Annotated in this window: 23 protein-coding genes and 3 tRNA genes; 14 read left to right on the top strand and 12 right to left on the bottom strand. The window is 68.2% G+C overall.

What is annotated here, in order from left to right:
- Positions 1 to 67: 67 nt before the first annotated feature.
- From DAT35_RS44175 to DAT35_RS44155, 5 genes are all read left to right on the top strand, one after another.
- Entirely contained in the window at positions 68 to 1615 is a 1548-nt protein-coding gene (locus DAT35_RS44175; RefSeq protein ID WP_108075348.1) for a hypothetical protein, read from the top strand.
- A 50-nt stretch (positions 1616 to 1665) separates the two neighbouring features.
- Positions 1666 to 2409, top strand: a complete 744-nt coding sequence (locus DAT35_RS44170) for a hypothetical protein (protein WP_108075347.1) — start codon at positions 1666 to 1668, stop codon at positions 2407 to 2409.
- Positions 2410 to 2565: 156 nt separating this feature from the next.
- Positions 2566 to 3690, top strand: a complete 1125-nt coding sequence (pdhA, locus tag DAT35_RS44165) for a pyruvate dehydrogenase (acetyl-transferring) E1 component subunit alpha (RefSeq protein ID WP_199243183.1) — start codon at positions 2566 to 2568, stop codon at positions 3688 to 3690.
- Positions 3691 to 3738: 48 nt separating this feature from the next.
- Positions 3739 to 4725, top strand: a complete 987-nt coding sequence (locus tag DAT35_RS44160; RefSeq protein ID WP_108075346.1) for a pyruvate dehydrogenase complex E1 component subunit beta — start codon at positions 3739 to 3741, stop codon at positions 4723 to 4725.
- Between the two features lie 7 nt (positions 4726 to 4732).
- Entirely contained in the window at positions 4733 to 6331 is a 1599-nt protein-coding gene (locus DAT35_RS44155; protein ID WP_108075345.1) for a pyruvate dehydrogenase complex dihydrolipoamide acetyltransferase, read from the top strand.
- Between the two features lie 57 nt (positions 6332 to 6388).
- On the opposite strand, the gene DAT35_RS44150 is transcribed toward DAT35_RS44155, so the two are convergent.
- A complete protein-coding gene (locus DAT35_RS44150; protein WP_108075344.1) occupies positions 6389 to 6601 on the bottom strand; it encodes a hypothetical protein in 213 nt (70 codons plus the stop codon).
- A 220-nt stretch (positions 6602 to 6821) separates the two neighbouring features.
- Between DAT35_RS44150 and DAT35_RS44145 the strand changes: the two genes are divergently transcribed.
- On the top strand, positions 6822 to 7070 hold the full coding sequence (locus DAT35_RS44145; RefSeq protein ID WP_233262070.1) for a DUF2795 domain-containing protein: 249 nt from the start codon (positions 6822 to 6824) through the stop codon (positions 7068 to 7070).
- A gap of 203 nt (positions 7071 to 7273) precedes the next feature.
- Positions 7274 to 8431 (top strand): sensor histidine kinase, encoded by a 1158-nt coding sequence (locus DAT35_RS44140; RefSeq protein WP_108075342.1) that lies wholly within the window; start codon positions 7274 to 7276, stop codon positions 8429 to 8431.
- On the opposite strand, the gene DAT35_RS44135 is transcribed toward DAT35_RS44140, so the two are convergent.
- On the bottom strand, positions 8409 to 9008 hold the full coding sequence (locus DAT35_RS44135) for a hypothetical protein (RefSeq protein ID WP_199243192.1): 600 nt from the start codon (positions 9006 to 9008) through the stop codon (positions 8409 to 8411). The genes DAT35_RS44140 and DAT35_RS44135 overlap by 23 nt on opposite strands.
- A gap of 55 nt (positions 9009 to 9063) precedes the next feature.
- Between DAT35_RS44135 and DAT35_RS44130 the strand changes: the two genes are divergently transcribed.
- The gene (locus DAT35_RS44130) at positions 9064 to 10029 is read left to right on the top strand and encodes a response regulator (RefSeq protein WP_108075341.1); all 966 of its coding nucleotides are present in this window, start codon (positions 9064 to 9066) and stop codon (positions 10027 to 10029) included.
- Between the two features lie 74 nt (positions 10030 to 10103).
- Here the strand turns inward: DAT35_RS44130 and DAT35_RS44125 are convergent.
- The 5 genes from DAT35_RS44125 to gltX form a co-directional block, all read right to left on the bottom strand.
- A tRNA-Glu gene (locus DAT35_RS44125) sits at positions 10104 to 10175 on the bottom strand.
- A gap of 50 nt (positions 10176 to 10225) precedes the next feature.
- Positions 10226 to 10297: transfer RNA gene (locus DAT35_RS44120), tRNA-Glu, on the bottom strand.
- Between the two features lie 26 nt (positions 10298 to 10323).
- Positions 10324 to 10394 (bottom strand) — tRNA-Gln (locus DAT35_RS44115).
- A gap of 63 nt (positions 10395 to 10457) precedes the next feature.
- A complete protein-coding gene (locus tag DAT35_RS44110; RefSeq protein ID WP_233262069.1) occupies positions 10458 to 10874 on the bottom strand; it encodes a hypothetical protein in 417 nt (138 codons plus the stop codon).
- A gap of 88 nt (positions 10875 to 10962) precedes the next feature.
- Positions 10963 to 12402: a glutamate--tRNA ligase gene (gene gltX, locus DAT35_RS44105; RefSeq protein ID WP_108075467.1), complete on the bottom strand. Its 1440-nt coding sequence runs from the start codon at positions 12400 to 12402 to the stop codon at positions 10963 to 10965.
- 110 nt (positions 12403 to 12512) lie between these two features.
- On the opposite strand from gltX, the gene DAT35_RS44100 reads away from it, so the two are divergent.
- The 6 genes from DAT35_RS44100 (at position 12513) to DAT35_RS44075 (ending at position 17631) form a co-directional block, all read left to right on the top strand.
- The gene (locus DAT35_RS44100) at positions 12513 to 13100 is read left to right on the top strand and encodes a hypothetical protein (protein ID WP_108075339.1); all 588 of its coding nucleotides are present in this window, start codon (positions 12513 to 12515) and stop codon (positions 13098 to 13100) included.
- Positions 13097 to 14011: a myxosortase-dependent metalloprotease, MXAN_2677/MXAN_2678 family gene (locus tag DAT35_RS44095; protein WP_108075338.1), complete on the top strand. Its 915-nt coding sequence runs from the start codon at positions 13097 to 13099 to the stop codon at positions 14009 to 14011. The genes DAT35_RS44100 and DAT35_RS44095 overlap by 4 nt, the downstream gene beginning before the upstream one ends.
- Complete coding sequence (locus tag DAT35_RS44090) at positions 14008 to 14934, top strand: myxosortase-dependent metalloprotease, MXAN_2677/MXAN_2678 family (RefSeq protein ID WP_233262068.1); 927 nt, start codon at positions 14008 to 14010, stop codon at positions 14932 to 14934. Before DAT35_RS44095 ends, DAT35_RS44090 begins: the two co-directional genes overlap by 4 nt.
- Before the next feature lie 13 nt (positions 14935 to 14947).
- Positions 14948 to 15646 carry an HAD family phosphatase gene (locus DAT35_RS44085; protein WP_108075336.1) on the top strand — a complete coding sequence of 233 codons (699 nt, stop codon included), beginning with the start codon at positions 14948 to 14950 and terminating at the stop codon, positions 15644 to 15646.
- Between the two features lie 106 nt (positions 15647 to 15752).
- The gene (locus tag DAT35_RS44080) at positions 15753 to 16250 is read left to right on the top strand and encodes a hypothetical protein (protein WP_108075335.1); all 498 of its coding nucleotides are present in this window, start codon (positions 15753 to 15755) and stop codon (positions 16248 to 16250) included.
- A gap of 100 nt (positions 16251 to 16350) precedes the next feature.
- Complete coding sequence (locus DAT35_RS44075; RefSeq protein ID WP_108075334.1) at positions 16351 to 17631, top strand: hypothetical protein; 1281 nt, start codon at positions 16351 to 16353, stop codon at positions 17629 to 17631.
- Positions 17632 to 17666: 35 nt separating this feature from the next.
- On the opposite strand, the gene DAT35_RS44070 is transcribed toward DAT35_RS44075, so the two are convergent.
- The 5 genes from DAT35_RS44070 to DAT35_RS44050 form a co-directional block, all read right to left on the bottom strand.
- A complete protein-coding gene (locus DAT35_RS44070; RefSeq protein ID WP_146210128.1) occupies positions 17667 to 18503 on the bottom strand; it encodes a hypothetical protein in 837 nt (278 codons plus the stop codon).
- Between the two features lie 25 nt (positions 18504 to 18528).
- Positions 18529 to 19614, bottom strand: coding sequence for a hypothetical protein (locus tag DAT35_RS44065; protein WP_233262067.1), 1086 nt, complete (start codon positions 19612 to 19614; stop codon positions 18529 to 18531).
- A gap of 240 nt (positions 19615 to 19854) precedes the next feature.
- Positions 19855 to 20520, bottom strand: coding sequence for an SRPBCC domain-containing protein (locus tag DAT35_RS44060; protein ID WP_108075332.1), 666 nt, complete (start codon positions 20518 to 20520; stop codon positions 19855 to 19857).
- Entirely contained in the window at positions 20517 to 21167 is a 651-nt protein-coding gene (locus DAT35_RS44055) for a 2OG-Fe(II) oxygenase (protein ID WP_108075331.1), read from the bottom strand. The genes DAT35_RS44060 and DAT35_RS44055 overlap by 4 nt, the downstream gene beginning before the upstream one ends.
- Before the next feature lie 18 nt (positions 21168 to 21185).
- Positions 21186 to 22112 carry an NAD-dependent epimerase/dehydratase family protein gene (locus DAT35_RS44050; RefSeq protein ID WP_108075330.1) on the bottom strand — a complete coding sequence of 309 codons (927 nt, stop codon included), beginning with the start codon at positions 22110 to 22112 and terminating at the stop codon, positions 21186 to 21188.
- Between the last annotated feature and the right edge of the window lie 176 nt (positions 22113 to 22288).

The following is a 22288-nucleotide window of genomic DNA, read 5'->3' as shown; positions in this document are numbered from 1 at the left end:
TCAATGGCCGCCAGCGTGACGCTCGGGTCACTATCGTGTGACAGACTCGTACCTTAGAGTGCGGGGGGTGTCCCAGGCTCCCGCACCCCTGCTGCAGAACCGGCTCGATGTCCACGACCGGAAGCAGTTCGAGATCAAGCTCGAGTACCAGCCCTCCGGGGCGGACGACGAGACGCGCTATCTCGTCGAGACGTACGTCTTCCTCCCGGCGAGCTTGAACATCGACGCGGAGACGTACCCGCGGGCGAGCTTCTACGCGGACATCCACAACTACGTGCGCTTCAAGACGCCGGTGATGAGCCTCGAGGAGATGCTCACCGCGGACGGCTCGCCCCTGGCGCGGCTGGAGGCGGGGTTGCTCACGGGGCTCGTCAGCGAGTCGGACCTCGTCTACCAGTCGAAGCTGTTGTCCTGCATCTTCCGGGGGGCGCTGCGGCGCTTCGCCAACGGCGTGGACGAGCAGTGCGAAGGACCGGGCGAGGTGGTGTGCTCGCGGCTGGAGACGGATGCGCGGGCGGCGGCGAGTGGAGCGCGGCGGGTGCTGGAGCGCTTTCGCATCTGGGCGCGCTCGGCCAATCGCTACCGGCTGCAGGAGAAGACGCGCGCCTCCATCCGCTTGGTGGACGAGTACCTGAGCCTCACGGTGGAGCAGTTCTTCCGCAAGGCCGTGGCGGACATGGACGCGCTGCCTCGCTCGGGCGTCTACATCGAGCTGCGCAAGGAGCTGATGGACGAGGTGCTGCGCGAGGAGCAGTACCGCAAGGACAACCAGCTGCGCTCGGTCATCAGCCCCACCGGTGACAACGAGGAGTACATGCACCGGTTCGGTTTCCTGAAGAAGTTCTGCATGAACATCCTCTTCCTGTCGGCGCGGCGGGCGCAGAAGCGCCAGGGCTGGGAGGAGGTGCTGTTCGCGCTCGCGGCGGGTGTGGCGATGAGCTTCGCCACGGCGGTGGCCTTCTGGGCGCAGGTGCGCTTCACGCAGGCGAGCCTCAACTTCTTCCTCATCATGGTGGTGGGCTACATGATGAAGGACCGCATCAAGGAGGGGATGCGGCGCATGTTCAGCCAGGTCGCGGCGCGGCACCTGTACGACCGCACCGCCCGCATCGTGGATCCGGTGACGGAGCGCTGCCTGGGCACCTGCGAGGAGAAGGTGGACTATGGACGCGCGGTGCGGGTGCCCGAGGAGGTGGCCGCGTTGCGCTCGCTCGACGACTTCATCACCGTGTCCCAGGGCGAGCTGACGGAGACGGTGCTGCGCTACCAGAAGCAGGTGGTGCTGGATGTGGAGCTGCTGCCGCGCACCGAGCGCGGGGTGAGCGGCATCACCGACATCATCCGGCTCAACGTGGAGCGCTTCCTGCGCGACATGGACGAGCCCGAGTACGCGCTGGAGTACGTGGACCTGGAGGACTTCTCCGTGGGCCGGGTGCGCGGGGCCAAGAGCTACCAGGTGGACATGGCCTTCCGCTTCATCGTCCAGGAGGCGGGCCAGGAGCGGACGTCGCTGCAGCTCGTCCGGCTGGTGCTGGACCGCAACGGCATCAAGCGGATGCTGCGCCTGTACCCGGAGCAGCCCCACCGGCCCGAGCCCCTGCGCTCGGCTGCTTGAGCCGCTGAATTCCGCGTGCTCCGGGCGCCGGGTGCTCTATAGAAAGGGCCATGGCTTCGGACCTCAAGATCCGCGTCCGGGACGGCTGGCAGCACACGCTGCGCACCATCCTGGAGCAGGCACGCTCGCTGGGCTCCCAGGCGGTGCTCGCTTTCGACCTCGACTCCACCCTTTTCGACAACCGTCCCCGGCAGGCCCGCATCCTCCGGGAGTTTGGCCTCGCGCGGGCGGTGGCGAAGCTGGGGGCCTGCGAGCCGCACCACTGGGAGAGCGGCTTCGACATGCGTGGCGCGATGCGCAACTGCGGCCTGTCGGCGGAGGAGGTGGAGGCCCTCTTCGCGGCGGTGCGGGCCTTCTGGCTGGAGCGCTTCTTCACCAGTGACTACTGCGTGGACGACGTGGCCATTCAAGGAGCCGCGGCCTTCACCCATGCGGTGGTGGCCACCGGCGCCCACCTGGCCTACGTCACCGGCCGCCACGAGGGCATGCGGGAGGGCACCGTGGAGTGCATGCGCCGCAACGGCCTGGTCGTGCCCGGCCAGGGGCGGGTGCACCTCCTGATGAAGCCCTCCGAGCGCGACAACGACGATGCTTTCAAGCGCGCCGCCCACGCCCGCCTGGGAGAGCTGGGAACGGTGATCGCCGCCTTCGACAACGAGCCCACCCACGCCAACGACTACCTCCACCGCTTCCCGGCGGCCAAGGTCGTTCACCTCGCGACCGACCATTCAGGTAGGCCGGTGGTGCTCCGTGACGAGATCGTATCGGTGCCGCACTTCGCCCACGATTTGTGACGCATTGCGCCTTAAGGGCGGGCACCCAGCCTTGCCTGCCCGGTAATGCACGAAAGCCCTTGCAGTCCCCTTTCCGCGCGCTATTGAGGCGCTCGGCGTCTTCTGCCGTCCCCTGATCCCCTGGGGCGGTCTCTCACCTGTACGGAGGCATTGGCGGTGGCCAGCAAGTACTCGAAGGACCTGCTGTTGACGATGTACCGGAAGATGTACCTCATGCGCCGCTTCGAGGAACGAGCGGGCCAGCAGTACGGTCTCGGGAAGATCGCCGGCTTCTGCCATCTGTACATTGGCCAGGAGGCCGTGGCGGTCGGCGTCGAGGAGGCGATCCGTCCGGATGACTACATGCTCTCGGGCTACCGCGACCATGCCCAGCCGCTGGCGCGTGGCTCGGACCCGGGCATGATCATGGCGGAGCTCTTCGGCCGCACCGGCGGCTATAGCAAGGGCAAGGGTGGCTCGATGCACATCTTCGACATCGAGAACCACTTCTACGGCGGCTACGGCATCGTCGGCGCGCAGATCGGTCTGGCCGCGGGCATGGCCTTCGCCAGCCGCTACCGCAACGAGGACCGCATCACCGTGTGCTACTTCGGTGACGCGGCGGCCAACCAGGGCATCTTCCACGAGACGCTCAACATGGCGGCCAAGTGGAAGCTGCCCGTGCTCTACATCTGCGAGAACAACCGCTACGGCATGGGCACGGCCATCGCGCGCACCGCGGCGGTGCCGGAGATCCACAAGCGCGGCGAGGCCTTCGGCATCCGCCATGAGGCCGTGGACGGCATGGACGCCCTGGAGATGTACGAGGCGGTGAAGGACGCGGCCGCGTACATCCGCGCGGGCAACGGCCCGGTGCTGATGGAGGCCAACACCTACCGCTTCCGCGGCCACTCCATGGCCGACCCCGCCACCTACCGCACCAAGCAGGAGGTGGAGGACGAGCGCAAGAACGACCCGATTCCGCGCATCAAGGACTACGCCATCAAGCAGAAGCTGGCGAAGGAAGAGGAGTTCGAGGCCATCGAGGCCGAGGTGAAGGAGCAGGTGGACGCGGCGGTGAAGTTCGCCGACGAGTCTCCCGAGCCGAGCCTGGATGAGCTGTGGAAGGACACCATCGTGGATGAGGGCGAGGAGGACGTGCGCCCCCGCGAGCGCGTGCTGGGCGTCAAGGTGACCAAGTGGCCGAAGTACCCGTCCGGCCAGGAGCTGAAGGTGACCTGGGACCTGGAGCCCCGCGAGCAGGCCGACAAGGCGGACAAGGCCGCGGGCCTCAAGCGCTGATTCTCTTCCACTGACCACAACCTACGGATTTCGCATTCGGAGCCAACGATGGCCGAGTTGATGTATCGCGAGGCGCTGAACCAGGCACTCGCCGAGGAGATGGAGCGCGACGCCAACGTGTTCCTCATTGGTGAGGAGGTTGCTCGCTACCAGGGTGCCTTCAAGGTGTCGCAGGGGCTGCTGGACAAGTTCGGGAGCGCGCGCATCGTCGACGCGCCCATCTCCGAGCTGGGCTTCACGGGCCTGGGCGTGGGCGCGGCGATGGTGGGCCTGCGTCCGGTGGTGGAGATGATGACCTGGAACTTCGCCATCCTGGCGATGGACCAGATCGTCAACAACGCGGCGAAGCTGCGGCACATGTCCGGCGGCCAGCTGCGCTGCCCCATCGTGTTCCGCGGCCCGGGTGGTGCCGGCGGCCGGCTCTCCAGCCAGCACAGCCAGGCGCTCGAGGCCAACTACGCCCACTTCCCGGGCTTGAAGGTGATTGCCCCGGCCACCCCGGCCGATGCCAAGGGCCTGCTCAAGTCCGCCATCCGGGATGAGAACCCCGTCATCATGATCGAGGGCGAGCGCCTCTACGCCCTCAAGGGCGAGGTGCCCGAGGGCGAGCACATCGTCCCCATCGGCAAGGCGGACGTGAAGCGCGAGGGCAAGGACGTCAGCATCATCACCTGGTCGCGCATGTACTACTTCGCCGAGGAGGCCGCGAAGCAGCTGGAGGCCGAGGGCATCTCCGCGGAGATCCTCGACCTGCGCACGCTGCGCCCGCTGGACGAGGAGGCCATCCTCGCCACCGTGCGCAAGACGAACCGTGTGGTCATCGTCGAGGAAGGCTGGCCTCTTGCCGGCGTGGGCGCGCAGGTGGTGGACATCATCCAGTCCAAGGCCTTCGACGACCTGGACGCTCCCGTGCAGCGCGTCACCGGTCTCGACGTGAACATGTCCTATGCGGCGAACCTCGAGAACGCGATCCAGCCGGACGCGCCGAAGATCATCGCCGCCGTGAAGAAGGTCCTCTACCGCGAGGGAGCCTGAGAAACGTATGGCCACGCCCATCCAGATGCCTGCCCTCTCTCCGACGATGAAGGAGGGCAAGATCGTCAAGTGGCTCAAGAAGGAGGGGGACAAGATCTCCTCCGGCGAGGCGATCGCCGAGGTGGAGACGGACAAGTCCAACCTCGAGGTCGAAGCCTATGACGACGGTTACCTGCTGAAGATCGTCATTCCCGAGGGGGACATGGCCACCGTCGGTGCGCCCATCGCCCTCCTGGGCGCGAAGGGTGAGAAGGCCGAGGCCGGAGGCCCCAAGGCCGCCGCGCCCGCCGCTCCGAAGGCCGAGGCCCCCAAGGCCGCCGCGCCTGCTCCGGCTCCCGCGCCCGCCGCGCAACCCGCCGCTCCCTCCGGGGGCGAGGGCATCCCCGTGGTGATGCCCGCGCTCTCTCCGACGATGACGGAGGGCAAGCTCGTCAAGTGGCTGAAGAAGGAGGGGGACAAGATCTCCTCCGGTCAGGCACTCGCCGAGGTGGAGACGGACAAGTCCAACCTCGAGGTCGAGGCCTACGACGACGGCGTGCTGGCCCGCATCGTGGTGAAGGAAGGCGAGATGGCCAAGGTGGGAGCGCCCATCGCGTTCCTCGCGGGCAAGGGTGGCGCCAAGGCCGCTCCGGCACCTGCCGCGGCGCCCGCGCCGAAGGCCGCCGCTCCGGCTCCGGCACCTGCCGCGGCTCCGGCTCCCGCGCCGAAGGCCGCTGCTCCCGTTGCCACTCCCGGTGGCCGTCTGCGTGCCAGCCCGCTGGCGAAGCGCATGGCCCGCGAGCGCGGCCTGGACCTGTCCCAGGTGCATGGCTCCGGTCCGCTCGGCCGCATCGTGAAGAGCGACATCGAGAAGGCGCTCACCCAGGCGCCCGCTCCGGCCGTCGCGCGCAAGGCGCCCACCGCGCCGGCGGTGGCTCCGGGCGAGCGTCCCGAGCCGAAGGCGGTGCCCATGACGACCATGCGCAAGGTCATCGGTCAGCGCATGGCCGAGGTGAAGCCCGGCGTCCCGCACTTCTACCTCTCGGTGGACGTGGAGATGGACGCGGCGCTGAAGATCCGCGAGGAGGCCAAGGCGCTCGAGTCCAAGGTCTCCGTCAACGACATCATCGTGAAGGCGTCGGCCATGGCGCTGCGCCGCTACCCGAAGATCAACGTGTCGTTGCAGGGTGACACCGTCCTGCACTTCGAGACGGTGGATGTCGGCATCGCGGTGGCCATCGAGGACGGTCTCATCACCCCCATCATCCGCGACGCGGACAAGAAGGGGCTGTCGGCCATCTCCGCCGAGGCGCGTGACCTGGCCGAGCGCGCCCGCAAGCGCGCCCTCAAGCCGCACGAGTACACCGGCGGCTCGCTGACGGTGTCCAACCTGGGCATGTACGGCATCGACTCGTTCATCGCCGTCATCAACCCGCCCCAGGCGGCCATCCTCGCGGTGGGCTCCGTCTCGGACAAGGTGGTGGTGCGCGACGGGCAGATGGTGGTGCGCAAGCTGATGACGGTGACGCTCTCGGGCGATCACCGCGTCATCGACGGGGCCATCGGCGCCGAGTACCTGCGGGAGCTCAAGGCGCTGCTCGAGCACCCGATGCGGCTGCTGTTCTAGCCACCGCCGCCCCGGCGGGCCGCCTTCCTGGGCGGCCCGCCTTGGACGTCCGGCCCGTCACTGCCGGGTCGGCTCCTTCTCTCCGTGCATCTCGTGCTCGAGCTTGCGCTGGGCCTCGGTGACGCGGGCCTGCTCCTCGCGCCGGGTGCCCGTGGGCAGCTCCGTTTCGTGCTCTTCCGAGCGGCCCTTGATGCCGGGCCACGGGTCCGGGTGTGTGGCCTCCACGTGCTCGATGTGTTCCGCGTAGCCTGGGTTCTTGGTCTCCGCCATGTCGTTCCTCCTCGGCGTATGGGGGTGCTTGGATACGGTGGGGGTCGAGGTGGGAGACGGCCAACGGGCCCGGCTCCATGTGGGTTGCTCCCCTGCCTGCTGGGGAGGCGTCGAAAAGGGCACGCAACTCTTTCGTGAGCTGTTTAACTTTGCGCCGATGAACGACGACGACACGAGACGCACCCGGCTCCAAGAGGGAATGAAGGAACTGGAGACGCGCATGGGCGGACCCGCCCCGCTGGCACAGCCCCTCCATCAGGCCCTGCTCGGGGCGGTGTTTCCTCTGTCCACGGAGCAACTCGTCCTGCTCGCCCGGGAGAACGAGGCGCCCTCGCTCGTCGTGTCCCTGCTGAGCAACCTGCCGAGCCGGCAGTTCGAGTCGCTGGACGCGGTGCAGCAGTTCCTGGAATCCCAGGCCGGGCCGGGCGAGGAGGCTACCGAGCCCTCGCTGGATTCCACGCACCGCTGAGCGCTCCGGGTGAGCCGCTGTGGCACCGGGCAGGGGGGCGTTTGACGCCGGGTATGCCGGGCATGCCAGTGCGTTCGGGCCTTCTTGTGTGCTGAAACACGGCCCATCGGGTTTTGCGCGTGACGTGGTATCTCTTGGGGCGTGGGCGCAGTGCGTTGGCAGGGCGGGAGTGTGAGGGTAGGCCTGGCCCGGAGAGGAATTCCATGAATCCGTCTGACCTCCCCGCCGTCCTCTATGTCGACGACGACGCGCTCAACCTGAGGGTGTTCGAGGCGAACTTCGGTTCGAAGTTCCGCATCTTCCGCTGCTCGACACCGGCCGAGGCGCTGACACTGCTGGAGCAGAAGCGCAACGAGATCGGCGTCATCCTTTCGGACCAGCGAATGCCGGGCATGACGGGCGTGGAGCTGCTGGAGCGTGCGCGCACGCTGGCTCCGGACGCCAAGCGCATGCTCGTCACCGCCTACTCGGACATGCAGGCCGTCATCGACGCGGTGAACCGCGGCCAGGTGAGCCGCTACTTCGTCAAGCCGTGGGACCGGGCCGAGGTGCTGGCCGCGCTCGAGGACGGCCTGAAGATCGCCCGGTTGGAGCTGCGCATCCGCGAGGTGGAAGGGCGGATGATGAAGGCCGAGCGTCTGGCCACGTTGGGCCAGGTGACGGCCGGCATCGCGCACGAGCTGATGGGCCCGGTGGGCTACCTGTCCCAGAACGTGGCCTCGCTGCGGCGGGATCTCGAGTCCGTGGTGCAGTACGCCTCCAAGCACCTGGCGGCGGATCCCTCGCCGGAAGTGGCGAGTGTCCTGGAGGATCTGCCGGCGCTGCTGCAGGACCTGGCCACGGGCGCGGATCACCTGCGTGGGGTGGCGCTGGGCCTGAGGGCGCAGGCGCGCGGCGAGGACATGGAGGCCGCGGCGGACGTGGCCGAAGTGGTGTCCTTCGCGGTGAAGCTGGCGCGCGCCGAGGTGCGCGATCGGGCCCGCATCACCACCATGGGCGAGCCGGTGAAGGTGACGTTCGGCCCGGTGAAGCTGTGCCAGGTGCTGCTCAACCTCATCGTCAACGCCGCGCAGGCCATGGAGGGCACGGGCCGGCCGGGCCGCATCGAGGTGCGGTGGACGTCGCGAGAGCAGGAGGTGCTGCTCACCGTGGCGGACAACGGCTGCGGCATCTCGCCGGAGCTGCAGGAGAAGGTCTTCCAGCCGCTCTTCACCACCAAGCCGGTGGGGATTGGCACGGGCCTGGGCCTGTCCATCTGCAAGGAGCTGGTGACGCAGGCCGGTGGCGGCGTGCGGCTGTCGTCGAAGCAGGGTGAGGGCACGGAGGTGGAGCTCACCCTCAAGCGAGTCCAGCTCCCCTGAGTCCGAAGGCGTTGTGCAGGAGGCGCCACACGCGAAAGAGCGCCTCCTGCTCGCTGGCGCCGATGTGTTCCACCAGCACCTCGCGCCGCGTCTCTTCCTCTCCGGCGTGGCGCCACACCACCACCAGGGCGTAGCGCCCGGGCGCGCGCTCCACCACCTCCACCGCCGACACCTCGTCGAAGGGCACCCATTGCACGTGGGTGGCCCCCGGTGCCCACCTCAGCCGCTCCAGCCGCAGGCGCTCGGTGGGGAAGTGGAGCACGAAGCGGCGCCGGCCGAGCTGGGCCTCCAGCCGCAGCGCGAAGCCCACCAGGGCCACCGCCACCGCACCCAGGGCCATGGGGGTGGGGGGCGTCCGTTCTCCACCTCCGCCCAGCAACACCCCCACCACTGCGCCCGCCGCGCACAGGGCCGCCAGCAGCAGACACAGGCCGGGGAGCTGCCGCCGCCAGAAGGACGGCGGTTGAGACTCCCCCAGCAGGCGTCCGGGCTCGTAGCGCAGGCGTACGTCTCCCAGCCGCCGCGGGGCGGGGTTCTCCTCCAGCGCATCCGCGAAGCTCGCCACGTCTTCCAGCATAGGTCCCCCGTGGCGCTGCTCGAAGTCCGACGCGAGCTGTGAGATTCTCGAACGCATGGATCTCCCCTTCGAAACGGATGAGGGCGGCGGGGGCGAGGAGGGTGGGGGAACCCTCGCCTCGACCGTGCTGGTGGTGGACGACGAGCCCGTGGTGCGCGACGTGTGCGCCCGGCTGCTGGCGCGTGAGCCGGACCTGGTGGTGAGCCTGGCCGAGGACGCCGAGGAGGCCCTGGCGCTGCTCCGCACCCAGCGCTTCGACGTGCTCATCACCGACAAGAATCTCCCCGGCATGGGCGGCGTGGAGCTGATCGCCGAGGCGCGCGCGCTGCAACCGGCGCTGGAGGCGGTGATGATCACCGGCTACTCCAGCTCGGAGTCGGTCATCGCGGCCTTCGCTGCGGGCGCGAGCGATTACATCCTCAAGCCCTTCGAGGATTTGAGGCTGGTGCGGGCCAAGGTGCGCGCCGCGCTGGAGCGGCGGGCGGAGCGGGTGCGGGGACGCGAGCTGGCGCGGCGCGTGGCGCGTGAGGCGGCCGAGCTGCTGCACGCGGGAGGACAGGCCTCGGTCGAGGCGCGCGAGCAACTCGAGACGCAGCTGCGCGCGTACGAGCAGGCCAGCCGCGTGGCACCGGGCGGTCAGGTGGCGGTGGTGGGCAGCCCCGAGGCGTTGCGGGCCCTGCTGGGCGAGGGGCTCGAGGCCGTGGCGCTGCCTCCGGAGTCGCCAGCGCTGATGGGCGCGGCCGTGGTGGTGCTGGAGACGGGCGCGCCACACTGGTGGGAGCTCGCCGAGCGTCTCCAGTCGGCCTCGCCGGACGTGGTGCTGCTGGCCGGTCCGCACGCGGACCTGGCAGATCTGCTGGACGCCATCACCCTGCGCCTGGAGCTGGTGGGCTTTGGCACCTCGTCGCCGCAGTCGTTGCCGGAGCGGGTGCGCATGCTGCTGATGCGTCGCAGCCTGCAGCGCGCCCAGGCTTCCCTGGCGGCGGCCCTCACCATCTTCCGCGAGAGCCTCGTGCGGTAGCGGTAGCGGCGGGGCGGGGCGCTTGCCCCGCAAAAGCGAAGCGCCCGCTTCTCAGTGAGAAGCGGGCGCCTCAGTGACCCTGCCGGGATTCGAACCCGAGTTTGTGCCGTGAGAGGGCACCGTCCTAACCGCTAGACGACAGGGCCGGGAAACAAAACACCCACCTTCCGAAGAAGGTGGATGCCTTTGCTGCGAGTGACCCTGCCGGGATTCGAACCCGAGTTTGTGCCGTGAGAGGGCACCGTCCTAACCGCTAGACGACAGGGCCGGCTTGCTGCTACCGGGTACTGCGAGCTGGGGAACTAGGATTCGAACCTAGATAAGCAGAGTCAGAGTCTGCTGTCCTGCCGTTAGACGATTCCCCAAAAACTGCTCTCTGACTACCGCAACTGCCCTGCTACTTCAACTTCCTTTTTCGAACCTCGGGGCTACCGCGACTTCTTCCCACCCTTCGGTTCTGACTTCTTCGTCGGCTCTGTCTTCTTCACCGGCTTGCCTGCCGCCGGTACCGACTGAAGCGGGACGACGTAGATACGGACCTCGTCGTTCGCCTCATAAATGTTCACGCCTTCGAAGTTCTTCCCCGAGGGGTTGACGATGTGTACCGCCTTCACGCCCGGCTGGTTGACGATCGACCTTCGAGGGAAGGCGCTCGCCGGGTAGACGGACTTGTAGTACTCCAGCGTCTTGTCGAAGTCCCCCGGCGCCCGATACCTGTTCTCGCCGACCTTCTGCGAGCCATCAGGGACCTGCGCCCCGCTCACCACCTCCGCCATCGCCACCGACGTCCAGAGCGCCGCTGCCACCGCCGCCCCGAGCGGGCGCGGCTTATAGAAAAGGCCCATCAGGCTGTCAAGCGCTCGTGTCATCGCGGGGGAGAATAGGGCCCGCGAGTGGAGGTGTCCACCCCAACCTGTGGGCCCCGTTGGTTGCCTACGGCCGGGCGAGCGCCGCGTCCAGACGGTGGAGCGTCTCCTCGCGGCCCAGCAGCTCGAGCGTCTCGCCGATGCCCGGGCTCACCGTGCCGCCCGTCGCCGCCACGCGCACCGGCTGGGCCACCTTGCCCATGCCTACGCTGGCCTGCTCGCTCACCTTCTTCACCACTTCGTCCAGCGCGGCGGCGCTCCACTGCGGCAGCGCGGCGACCTGCTCACGCACCTGGGTGAGCAGCGGCTTGGACTCGGCGGTGAGGTGCTTGGCCGCGGCCTTCTCGTCCAGCGTCACGCCGTGCTGGAAGTACTTGAGCGCCGTGTCGGCCATCTCCTGCAGCGTCTTGGCGCGCTCGCGGAAGGCCAGCACCACGCGCTCCAGCCGCGGGTCTCCCGCCTGGATCTGCACGCCCTTCGCCACGAGGAAGTCCACCAGCCGCTCGGCCACCAGCGCCGGAGGCAACAGCTTCAGCCACTGCTGGTTGAGCCACATCAGCTTGTCCGGGCTCCACACGCCGGACGTGCTGCCCACGTGGTCGAAGTCGAACCACTCGATCATCTGCTCGCGGCTGATGACCTCGTCGTTGCCGTGGCTCCAGCCCAGGCGGATGACGTAGTTGAGCAGCGCCTCCGGCTGCACGCCGTTGCGCTTGTGCAGCATCACGTCCGCCTCGGGGTGCTTGCGCTTGGACAGCTTCTCGCGGTCCGGCCCGAGGATGAGCGGGAAGTGGGCGAAGTCGGGCGGCTGCCACCCGAAGGCCTTGTAGAGCATCAGCTGCGGGAAGGTGGAGTTGACGTGCTCCTGGCCTCGCCCCACCAGGTTGATGTCCATGGTGTGGTCGTCGATGACGCAACCGAAGTTGTAGAGGGGGATGCCATCCGCGCGCATCATCACCCAGTCGTCCAGGTCCGAGTACGCCTTGGTGATGGGGCCGAGCACCTTGTCGTTGAACGTCACCTCGCCCTCGCCGTCCGGCATCCGGAAGCGCACCACGGCGGTGCGGCCCTCGGGGATGTCCTTGCGGTCGCGGCAGGTGCCCTCGTACTTGTACGTGCCCGGCTTGCCCGTGGCCTTCTCCACGGCGGCACGGCGCGCGTCGATCTCCTCACGGGTGCAGTAGCAGCGGTACGCCTTGCGCTCGGCGATGAGCTGCTCCACGTACTTCTTGTAGAGCTCCAGGCGCTGCGTCTGGAAGTAGGGCGCCGCGGAGCCCTCCTTGCCCGGGCCCTCGTCCCAGTCGATGCCCAGCCACTGGAGGCCGTCGAGGATGGCCTTCACGGACTCGGGCGTGGAACGCTCCTGGTCCGTGTCCTCGACGCGCAGGATGAAGTGGCCGCCGTAGCGCTTCGCGTAGAGGTAGTTGAAGAGGGCGGTGCGAGCACCACCGATGTGGAGATAGCCGGTCGGAGACGGCGCGAAACGGACGCGGGGAGCTGGAGCCATATAGAGAGGGCGCGGATAGCAGGAGCGGGCTTGGGTGGTCAACGAGCGGCCGAGTTCCCTGCCCGCGGCCCGGCCGATGCATTAAACTGCCGCGCACTGAGGGCTCTTGCATGAAATTTCCCATCGCGCTCCGCGCGCTCCTCCCGGCCGTTCTCCTGCTCTGCATGCCCGCGAGCGCCACCACGATGCTGCGGGCAGACCTGCCGGAGCTCACCCAGACAGCGGATGCCATTGTTCATGGCACGGTGCGCCGCGTGGAAAGCCGGTGGAGTGGAGATGGACGCCGCATCGTCACCGATGTGGAAATCCAGGTCACCGAGGCCCTCAAGGGGCAGGCGGGCGGCACGGTGCTCGTCACCCAGCCCGGTGGTCGGGTGGGGGATATCGGACAGGTGGTGAGCGGACTGGCCTCCTTCTCCCCGGGTGAAGAGGTGGTGGTCTTCCTGGAGCGCCGCGGGTCCCAGTCCTTCCGCGTCTCCGGCATGGCCCAGGGCAAGTACAAGGTGCAGCGCTCGGAGGACGGCAAGAGCGCCATGGCCGTGCCCGAGCCCATCGGTGACACGCTCCTGCTGGACCCGGACACGCGGCAGGCCACCAGCTCCTCGCATCGCACCCTGTCGCTGTCGGAGCTCAAGGCGTCCATCCGCACCACGCTCCAGCAGCAGTCTTCCGTTCGCGCCCAGGAGAAACGGCCGTGATTGTCGCCTCGTTGCTGGTCGCGCTCGCTGTCGGGCAGTCGGATCCCTACGTCCGCAGCCGCGTGGTGGCGGGCAGCACGAGCGCCCAGTGCCTCTACTGGACGGTGCCCACCATCACCTGGCAGCTCAGCAGCGTGGGCAACCCCAACACCGCCCTGGAGTCCCAGAAGCAGCTCGAGTTCGCCGCCATCCGCCGCTCCTTCCAGAGCTGGCAGAAGATCTTCGATGCTTGCGGCAACCTCAGCTTCTCCGAGGGGGCCCTCGTGGATGACCGCAAGGTGGGCTACGAGGTGAAGGGGGACAACCGCAACATCGTCCTCTTCCGAGCCAAGCGCTGCGCGGACGTGGCGCCCTCCTCCGACGCGTGCTGGACCGACGACACCTGCGGCAACACCTACGACTGCTGGGACAGCGACGCGCGCACCATCGCCCTCACGCTCACCACCTACGATGAGAAGTCCGGCATCATCTACGACTCGGACATCCAGCTGAACGCGAGCGGCTTCGTCTTCACCACCGTGGACTCCCCGCCCTGCACCACGACCTCTGGCAGCGCCAACAACTGCGTGGCCACGGACGTGCAGAACACCATGACGCACGAGATTGGCCACCTGATCGGTCTGGACCACACGCTCGCGCCGGGTTCCGTCATGTACCCGAGGGCCCCGCCAGGTGAGTTGTCCAAGCGCAACATCGACGATGGCTCGCGGGACTTCGTGTGTTTGGCGTACCCGAAGGGCCAGCCCAGTCAGAGCTGCATCACTCCGACGTTGAGCACGACCGGGAACTCGGCGGTGCTCGGGCAGCAGGCCACGGGTTGTTCCAGCTCGGGCGCCGGGACGGGGTTGCTCGCGATGGCGGGCTGGGCCCTGCTCGCCTGGCGCCGCCGCCGCGGAGGGGCCCGGTCTTGAGGCGCTCCCTGTCGTGGCTCGCCTGCTCGATGCTCGCCCTCGCCGCTCCCGAGGTGGGGGCCCAGGTGTACCAGCGCACCCTGGTGCCGGGCCGGCCCTTCTGTGTCGTCTGGCCCATCCGCGACTACGCGTACCGGTTGGACGCGGCCGGCAGTAGCCGCACGCCCGGAGACTCCGAGTTCACGGCCATCGATGCCGCGGTGGCTTCCTGGCGCGCGGTGTCCAGTACCTGCAGCGACTTCACCTTCACCCGGGGCCCGGACATCCAGAACCCCCAGGTGGGGTACGTGAAGGACAGCAAGGACAACGAGAACGTCATCACCTTCCGCGAGGTGGACTGCAACGACGTCGTCCCGTCGGCGGACCCGTGCATCGACGATGACACCTGCGGCAACAAGTACGCCTGCTGGAACCACGGTGCCGCCACCATCGGCTTGACCACCACCACCTTCAGCTTCCGCACCGGCTACATCCTCGACGCGGACATCGAGTTCAACGCGAGCCGCGACGGGAGGGGCTTCGACTTCACCACCGTCGACTCGCCGCCATGTGACGGGCGGTCCACCGATTGCGTCCTCACGGACGTGCAGAACACGGTGACCCACGAGCTCGGGCATGTGGTGGGGTTGGATCACGTCAACGAGCCCGGCTCCACCATGGAGCCCACCGCGCCCCCGGGCGAGACGCACAAGCGCATCATCGACGCGGGCAGCGCCGCGGGCTTCTGCGAGGCCTACCCTCGGGGCCTGCCGCCCACCCAGTGCGGCGAGAGTCCCGACCTCGGCCGCCACTTCCAGGCGGTGTCGACCGGAACGGGGATGGGGTGTGGTGCGTCCCCCCAGGCCCTCTTCCCCGCGGCGGCGCTGCTGGGACTGTGGGCGCTCGGCCGGCGGCGCGCGACGCCTCGCTCTTCGCGTGAGTGAGAGAGGAGGGCGCATGGCCATCGCCTTCTTCGATCTGGACAAGACGCTGCTCGCGGTCAACTCGGGCTCCTTGTGGGTCCGCCGCGAGCTCGCCCTGGGACACATCACCCGGATGCAGGCCCTGCGCGCCAGCATGTGGCTCGCTCGCTACCACCTGGGCTTCGTCGCCATGCAGGACGCGGTGCGAGAGGCCATCCGCCATCTCCAGGGCACGGGCGAGCAGCACATGCGCGAGCGCACCGTGCGTTTCTACGCGGAGATGGTCCGCTCGCAGTTCCGGCCCGGTGCCTTGCGCGCCGTGGAGGAGCACCGCTCGGCCGGGGACAGGCTCGTCCTGCTGACTTCGTCCTCGGGCTACATGTCCGAGCTGGTGACCCGGGACCTGAGCCTGGATGCCGCGCTCTGCAACCGCTTCGAGGTGGATGCTTCGGGGCTTCACACCGGCCGTCCCCTGGGCGAGGTGTGCTTCGGCGAGGGCAAGCGCTTCTACGCGCAGGCCTACGCCGCGGAGGCCGGCGTCCCGCTGTCCGAGTGCGCCTTCTATACGGACTCGTACTCGGACCTGCCGGTCCTGGAGGTGGTGGGCCGCCCCGTGGCCGTCCACCCGGATCGCCGCCTGCGGCGCGAGGCCCTGCGGCGCGGTTGGTCCGTCGTGGACTGGGGCGTGCCGAGCGGTGGAGGTGACGCCGCGCTGGGCATTCCCTCGCAGTGAGCCCGGCATCCACGCCCTTGCTCACTGTCGCGCGTGAGCTGGACGGGATGAAGCCGGAGTGAGTACCTGGCCCCATCGTCGTTGCTGGGCTGGTAGGTTGGGTCGCATGCGGCTCAACGATGCGGAACGAGATGCGGTGACCTCACTCCCGCCCGAGAAGAAGCGAGTGCGGCGCTGGGTGTTTGTCCTGGGCGGATTGATGATGGCGTGGGGGTGTGGCGGGGGAGGGGAGCCCGTCGAGGAGCGCCCCACCTTCAGCCGTGACGTGGTTCCTCTCCTCCAGGGCTCGTGCGGCTTCGGTTCGGGGTGTCATGGCACCGCCCAGCCGGCGGGCTACGTGCAACTCATCACCGGCTCGGGGGACGCCGCCGCCCTCCTGGAGCGGTTGAAGGCCAAGAGCGTTCGTGAGCCCTCGTTGCCGCTGGTGGATCCGGGAAATCCCTCGGGAAGCTTCCTGCTGCGGAAGGTGACGGGTGACTTCTCGGGCCTGTCGTGCGGTCCGAACGCCTGTGGGGAGCGCATGCCCCAGCGCAGCACGCCTCTTCCCCAGGAGGACATCGACCTGCTGGAGCGGTGGATCCAACAGGGCGCCGTGCTCGAGTAGGGAGATTCCCGCCTGCCCGGGCAGCGGCCCTCCGGCGAGGCAGCACCCGAAGTGAAGTAGACTCGGAGGGCCTCTCACCCTTTTCCCGAAGCTCGACTCCATGGCCAGTTGGAGACTCCTCGCCTGCGTGGGCGTGCTGTCCGCTGCCTCCGTGCATGCACACGGTGGCTTGATGGAAACCCAGAGCTACACCCAGCGCCGCGGGCATCCGGAAGACCAGTTGATGAGCATCACCCGGGGCACGCTCATCTCCCGCGATGGTGGTGGGTCCTGGCGCTGGGTATGCGCGGAGGCCATGGGCTACGGAGGTTGGGTTCCCGAGAGCTACGCGTGGCTCCCGGGCGGGGACATCCTCACGGCCACCGGCAAGGTGCTGTTGCGCTCGCGCGATGGGGGTTGCTCCTGGGCCCCCTCCCCGGCGTTCGGGGACGCCTGGGTCACCAGCCTCGCCGAGCACCCCACGGACGACCGCCTTCTCTATGTGGCCACGGGAAGGCCCTCGGTGACCAATCTCCTGTACCGCTCGGAGGATGGCGGGGAGACGTGGACGCCCACCGCGCTGAAGCGCGACGCCGTCTTCTCCTCGGTGCGCGTGGCTCCTTCCGACCCGAAGCGCCTCTATGTCGGCGGCTGGGTGGACTATGCGATGTACCTCTTCCGCAGCGACGACGCGGGCGAGACGTGGCAGGACCTGCCTCAATCCTTCCCCTGGTGGCTCGAGGGCGCGTTCGACTTGAAGTTGCTGTCGGTGAGCCCGGCCAATCCAGATGTGCTGTGGGTGCGCGTGTCCTCGCGAGGCACGGCCGGCAACATCCTCTACACCGTGCTGCGCAGTGATGATGGTGGCCGCACGCTCACGTCCGTGCTGGAGCAGGACGACCCGCTCGTCAACATGGACGTCTCGGCCGATGGCCGGACCACCTGGGTGGCGACCTACAATCACTTCTACCGGGGACGCGAGGGGGAGTCCTTCCTGTCGTTGCCCCTGCCCACGGGCAATGCGTGCGTGACGCGCGTGGGCGGCTCTCTCTACGCCTGTGGCTCCACCTGGCTGCACGAGTGGGCCCTGGCGCGCAGCTCCGACGAGGGCACCTCGTGGGAGCCGCTCTTCAGCCTCCGCGATGTCCAGGGCGTCCACCAGTGCCCGGCGGGCACGCTCGTGAGAGAGCAGTGCTCTTCGCTCTGGCCCCAGCTCGCACAGCAGCTCGGCGCACCGCTCACGCCCGTGCAACCGGATGCCGGAACGCCTGATGAGGAGACCCCTCCGAAGCCAGAGGGGTGTGGTGCCGCGGCGGGGAGCGCGGGGATGGCCCCGCTGCTCCTGCTCGCCCTGCTGCGCCGGAGTGCGCGGCGTGCGGAAGGAATGCCGCGCCCCAGGTGAGAGCCCTGGGACGCGGTGGGCCACTCATCGCCGCGCTACGGCGGGCAGGGATCTCCCAACTTGTAGCCCTGCTTGCAGATGCACCGGCAGTACGCGTCCTCCCCCGGTACGTTGCAGGCGAGGCGGACGGTGAAGACCTTCTGGAGGGCCTTGCCCCGGCCATCCTTGAGGATGATGGTGAGCTCGTAGTCCTGGTCGAAGATGTCCTTGCTGGACCAGTTGTTGGGGCACAGCGTCACGTTGGAGAACGAGGAGATGTCCTCGTCGATGCTCGCCCCCCGGCCGTCGGTCCCCCGCTCCAGGGTTGTGGTTCGATAGTCGGCCACGAGCTTGCCGGAGCTGGGGTCCTTCAGCGAGCCGATCAGGGTCGCACTGCAGGGGTCCATGTTGATCGCGTCGCGAACCCCGATGAACGACACACGCCCGCCCTGGGGCGGCTCCTTGATCGTGACGGTGCTTCCCGCGCCGATCGGTGAGGACTTCGAGTCGGGTCCCAGCGCCGTGGGCGTATAGTCGAGAGGACCATTGATGTCTCCCAGGTAGGGGATGCCGCACGAGGTGACCGGGCCGGCGTCAGGGGCCGTCCCCGCGTCGGAGGTCGTGCCGGCGTCAGGGGCCGTCCCCGCGTCGGAGGTCGTGCCGGCGTCGGGGGTTGTGCCCGCGTCCTCCAAGGAGCCAGCGTCAGGGATTGTGCCCGAGTCCTGGTCCGTACCCGAATCCTTGCCCGTGCCCGCGTCAGGCTTCGTACCCGCGTCCTGACTCGTGCCCGAGTCCTGGACCGTGCCCGCGTCATGGGAGGGATCGCCGCCCTCCGGCCCACAGCTCATGGCCAGATAGAGCGACAGCAGCACGACGACCGGAACGTATTTCATGAAATGCATTCGCATGACGGCCACGTCAGAAGCAGTTCACGTCGTCCTGCTTCGGGTAGTAATAGATGAAGGCATTGCAGTGCTCGTTCTGATCCACCTGCGGTCCGAAGGTGTAGCAGCAGTCGAGCAACCGGTCGGGGGTCGAGTACTTCTTTTTATCGAACTCGTTCAGGGCCTGGCAGCCCACGGGCGGAGGCAGCCATTCGTAGGAGCACGTGTACCAGACGCCACTGCCAGGGGGCAGCGTGAGGTCCAACTCGGGCGAGCGCTTCATGGGCGGATCATCCCACGTCTCCGAGGTGTAGAAGCGCTCGCTCTCCGGGGGCCGCTCGAGGCTCGAGCCATCCCAGGCGTAGATCCGGAACTCCTTGCCCCGGCTGTGGAAGTGGCCGTTGGCCCCGATGATCTGCACGGGAGTCTTGTTGTTGATGTGGCAGGTGCCGTCGAAAGTCGGGGTGGGGTTCTTCGTGCAGACCCGGACGGACTGCTTGGTGGCGAAGATGGTCCCCAGCTCGTACTTCACCTCCTCCTTGGGGATGCTCCAGAAGTTCACCCACACCCTGCCGTAGTCCTGCGGCGTCTTCTGGGTGGAGGCGTTGACGAAGTGCGTCTGCAACATCAGCCATTCATCCGGTTGGATGACGTTGGCCACCCCCTCCGGATACGTCCAGTCGATGGTTCCATCCTGCTGGGTGTTGGCCAGCAAAGGCCAATCCGCCCAGTTGGCGCTGTTGAAGCAGGGACCGGACCCGTTGGCGTTTGGCTGAAAGGTGCCATTGGCTGGATCCAGCCCCGTGATGGTGCGCACCCGGAAGATGTTCATGTGGTGCGAGCCATCACGCTGGGAGATCTGCACGCGGTGCAGGTTGATGGGCTCGTTCGGCATGCCGTTGGCCGCGGCGATCTCCCCCGCCTTGAAGAAGTAGCAGTCCTGCTGCTCGACGCCCTGGGGGACCTGCGTCTCATTCGTGACGAACTGGAACCCCTGCCCCTTCGGGACGGGGCTCAGTGCGTAGGCGTCCGTCGTGCCAGGGTCCGGCGGCTCGGTGGTACCAGGACAGGCTGTGGCTGCCAGGGCCAGCAGGGCGATCAGGGTGGGCGTTGTTCTCATGCAAGGACCTCGTGTCGAAGAGAGTGAGTCGACCGACGATCATCCTGCACTTTTCCGCGAAAAGCACCCCGCGAAGCTTCGAAGGAGCTCAGCGCGGGGAGCACCCACCCAGCCTGGCGAGACGACGGGCGCAAGGCATGCCTGCCACTCGTGTCAAAACCAGATCAGCTCTCGGAGCGCTCACTGTGCGCGAGTCGCATACCACCGGCTTTGACACGGATGGCATCGTCCGCGCGGGCCTCAGCCTTTCGGGAGTCCTCCCTTCAGGCGCTCGCGAAGCACCGCACCGAGCACCCTCGCGGTCTCCTCGGGCAATCGGGCGAGGTGGGTGTAGAGCATCTCCTCGAGCTGGGCGAGCGTCTCCGGTGCCGCTCCGGCCTCTCTCATGCCGACGAGCACCGTGTAGGCCGCCAGACCGATCGGTTCGGCGAAGCCGCTCGACTCCTCCCAGAACTCCTCGAAACAGGGCACGGCCTCTCCGGACGCGACGCGGGCCAGCCGTCCCAGGCAGGTTTCCCAGTACACCCGGTGTGCTTGCTGTGTCTCAGAACTCGAGAACGGCCCCTGGCGAAGCTCGATGCGCGTGCCGTTGTCGTGGGGGCGGAGCTTGAGCGAAGCCCGGGTCGTCTCGCGGCCGAGGTTCCCGCCGTCCCAGGCCAGCTCCAGCAAGAGCCCCTCGTCCGGATACACCTCGAGGAGACGCCCGGTCTGTGCGAAGGGAACGCCGTGCTCATCGAGCAGGTTCACCCGGAACGGCTCGCCCGCGTCCTCTCCGCCGCTTTCCCCAAGACGGACGGCGCCCGGAGGGGCTCCATACCAGCGCCGCAGGAGGAAGGGCTCCTTGATGGCTTCGAAGACCTGGGCCGGGGGCTGGGCCACCCACACGTCCATCGTCAACTCGCTCATGCGCTCGCTCCGTCGCGGGTCCTCAACTCGAAATGCGGCACTCCCGCCAGCAGGGCCTGGGGCACGCGGTACTGCTCGACCACCAGGCTGACGCGCGCCGCCGAGAGCATCGGAGCTCCGGCCTGGACCGCCACGACCTCGTGCATGAGATCGCCCCGGAACGTCACCAGCGTGCGAGGCGTGGGCTTCACCGCCGCCACCTTCCTGCCACGGTGATACAGCCGCAACTCTCCCCCCTCGAGGTGTTCCGGCACGTGGACGTAGAGCACGCTCACGGCGAGCGGACTGCCGATGCCCTCCCCGTAGAACTCCATGCTCCGGTCGAGGTGGGGCTCCACTCCGCGTCCGTTCTGAATCAGGAGCGGGTTGAGCAGGAAGGCGTTGCAGTCCGGCAGGAGCGCCTTCTCGAGGAAGGGGACGAAGGCGGGAAAGTGCCCCGTCAACTTGGAGAGGCCTTCGCGCCGGAACGTGATGGTGAAGCCATAGGTGCCCGCGAAGGCGTCGGTCAGGTTGGTCTCACCCAGCAGGGAGGAGCCCAGGATGGCCGACCGGATGGCATCGACGGTGCCCTCGGGCAGGGCCTCGGGCTTGTGGTGATGGAAGGTGTGGAGGCGGAAGGCTCCGCCCCATGGTGGCTGGAAGCGCATGGGCGGAGTCTACCTTCTTCATGGGCTCGGAGATGCGCCGCTGACCATGTCACGCAAGGCGTCGTCGAGCGGCGTGGGCTCGAGGCCCAGGGTCCGTTCGGTGCGCGTGGAGTCCAGGAGGCACGGACGCTCGCTCAGGTACAGCATCTCCGACACCTCCCTCATGATGGAATCGGAGCGGCCCAGGAGGGCGACCTCGTCGGCGGACATGCGACTCAGCTTCGGGGCGGGTGCGCCCGTCACGTGGGCGAGCCGCGTCGCCAGCTCGCGAATGGAGAGCCGTGCGGTGGAGGGGACGTGCCACGCCCGGCCCCACGCCTGCTCATTCCGGCTGGCCGCCACGAGCGTTCGTGCCACATCGCCGGTGTATGTCCAGCTGTGCGGCGCGTCGAGGTCGCCGGGGATGCTCGCGGGTTCTCCAGCCAGCACCTGCTGCGCCACCATCAGGGTGAAGAGCGATGCGGCTCCCCGGCCAATGTAGTCGCTGGCTCGCACCTCGGTGACGCGTACCCGGCCGGCCTCGTGGGCGGCGAGCGCGTCGTTCCACATCCGCGCCCGGACACGTCCCTTCTCGGTGGTCGGTGCCATGGGCAGGTCTTCGGTGTAGAGCCCGTCGACGGGCCCATAGCCGTAGAGGTTGCCCAGCATGACGTAGCCCGCGCCCGTGCGCTCGGCCGCGGTCAGCAATGCGGCGGCGAGCGGCGGAAACTCGGTGGGCCACCGGTCATACGGCGGCATGGCGCAGTTGAACAGCGTGCTCGCGCCCCGGGTCAACTCCGTCATGCGGGTGGCATCGGTGGCGTCGGCCGCGACCCGTTCGATCCGCGGGTGTTCTGGCCCGCTGCCGCGCCGGGTGATCAGGAGGACGCGCTCACCTGAGCCGGCGAGCTGGTGGGCGGTGGCGATTCCGGTCGGGCCGGCACCGACGACGACGTGGAACGACATGGGGGTCTCCCCTCGAGGGTGAAAGAGTTCGAGGGGAAACCTGTCGCGGGCGTGTTCAACGGGCGCGCACGAACGGACGCAGCGAGAGCACGTTCGGACACTCGCGCGGCGCGGACCTCGCGACACCGTTCAGGGACGCTCCTTCGGGCTGGGCGTCACCGCTCCGCTCCCAGGGG

The sequence above is a fragment of the Vitiosangium sp. GDMCC 1.1324 genome, assembly GCF_003044305.1.
In the GTDB taxonomy this organism is placed as follows: Bacteria; Myxococcota; Myxococcia; order Myxococcales; family Myxococcaceae; genus Archangium.
Note: the sequence above shows the minus strand (reverse complement) of the source record. Positions and strands in the feature narration are given on the sequence as shown.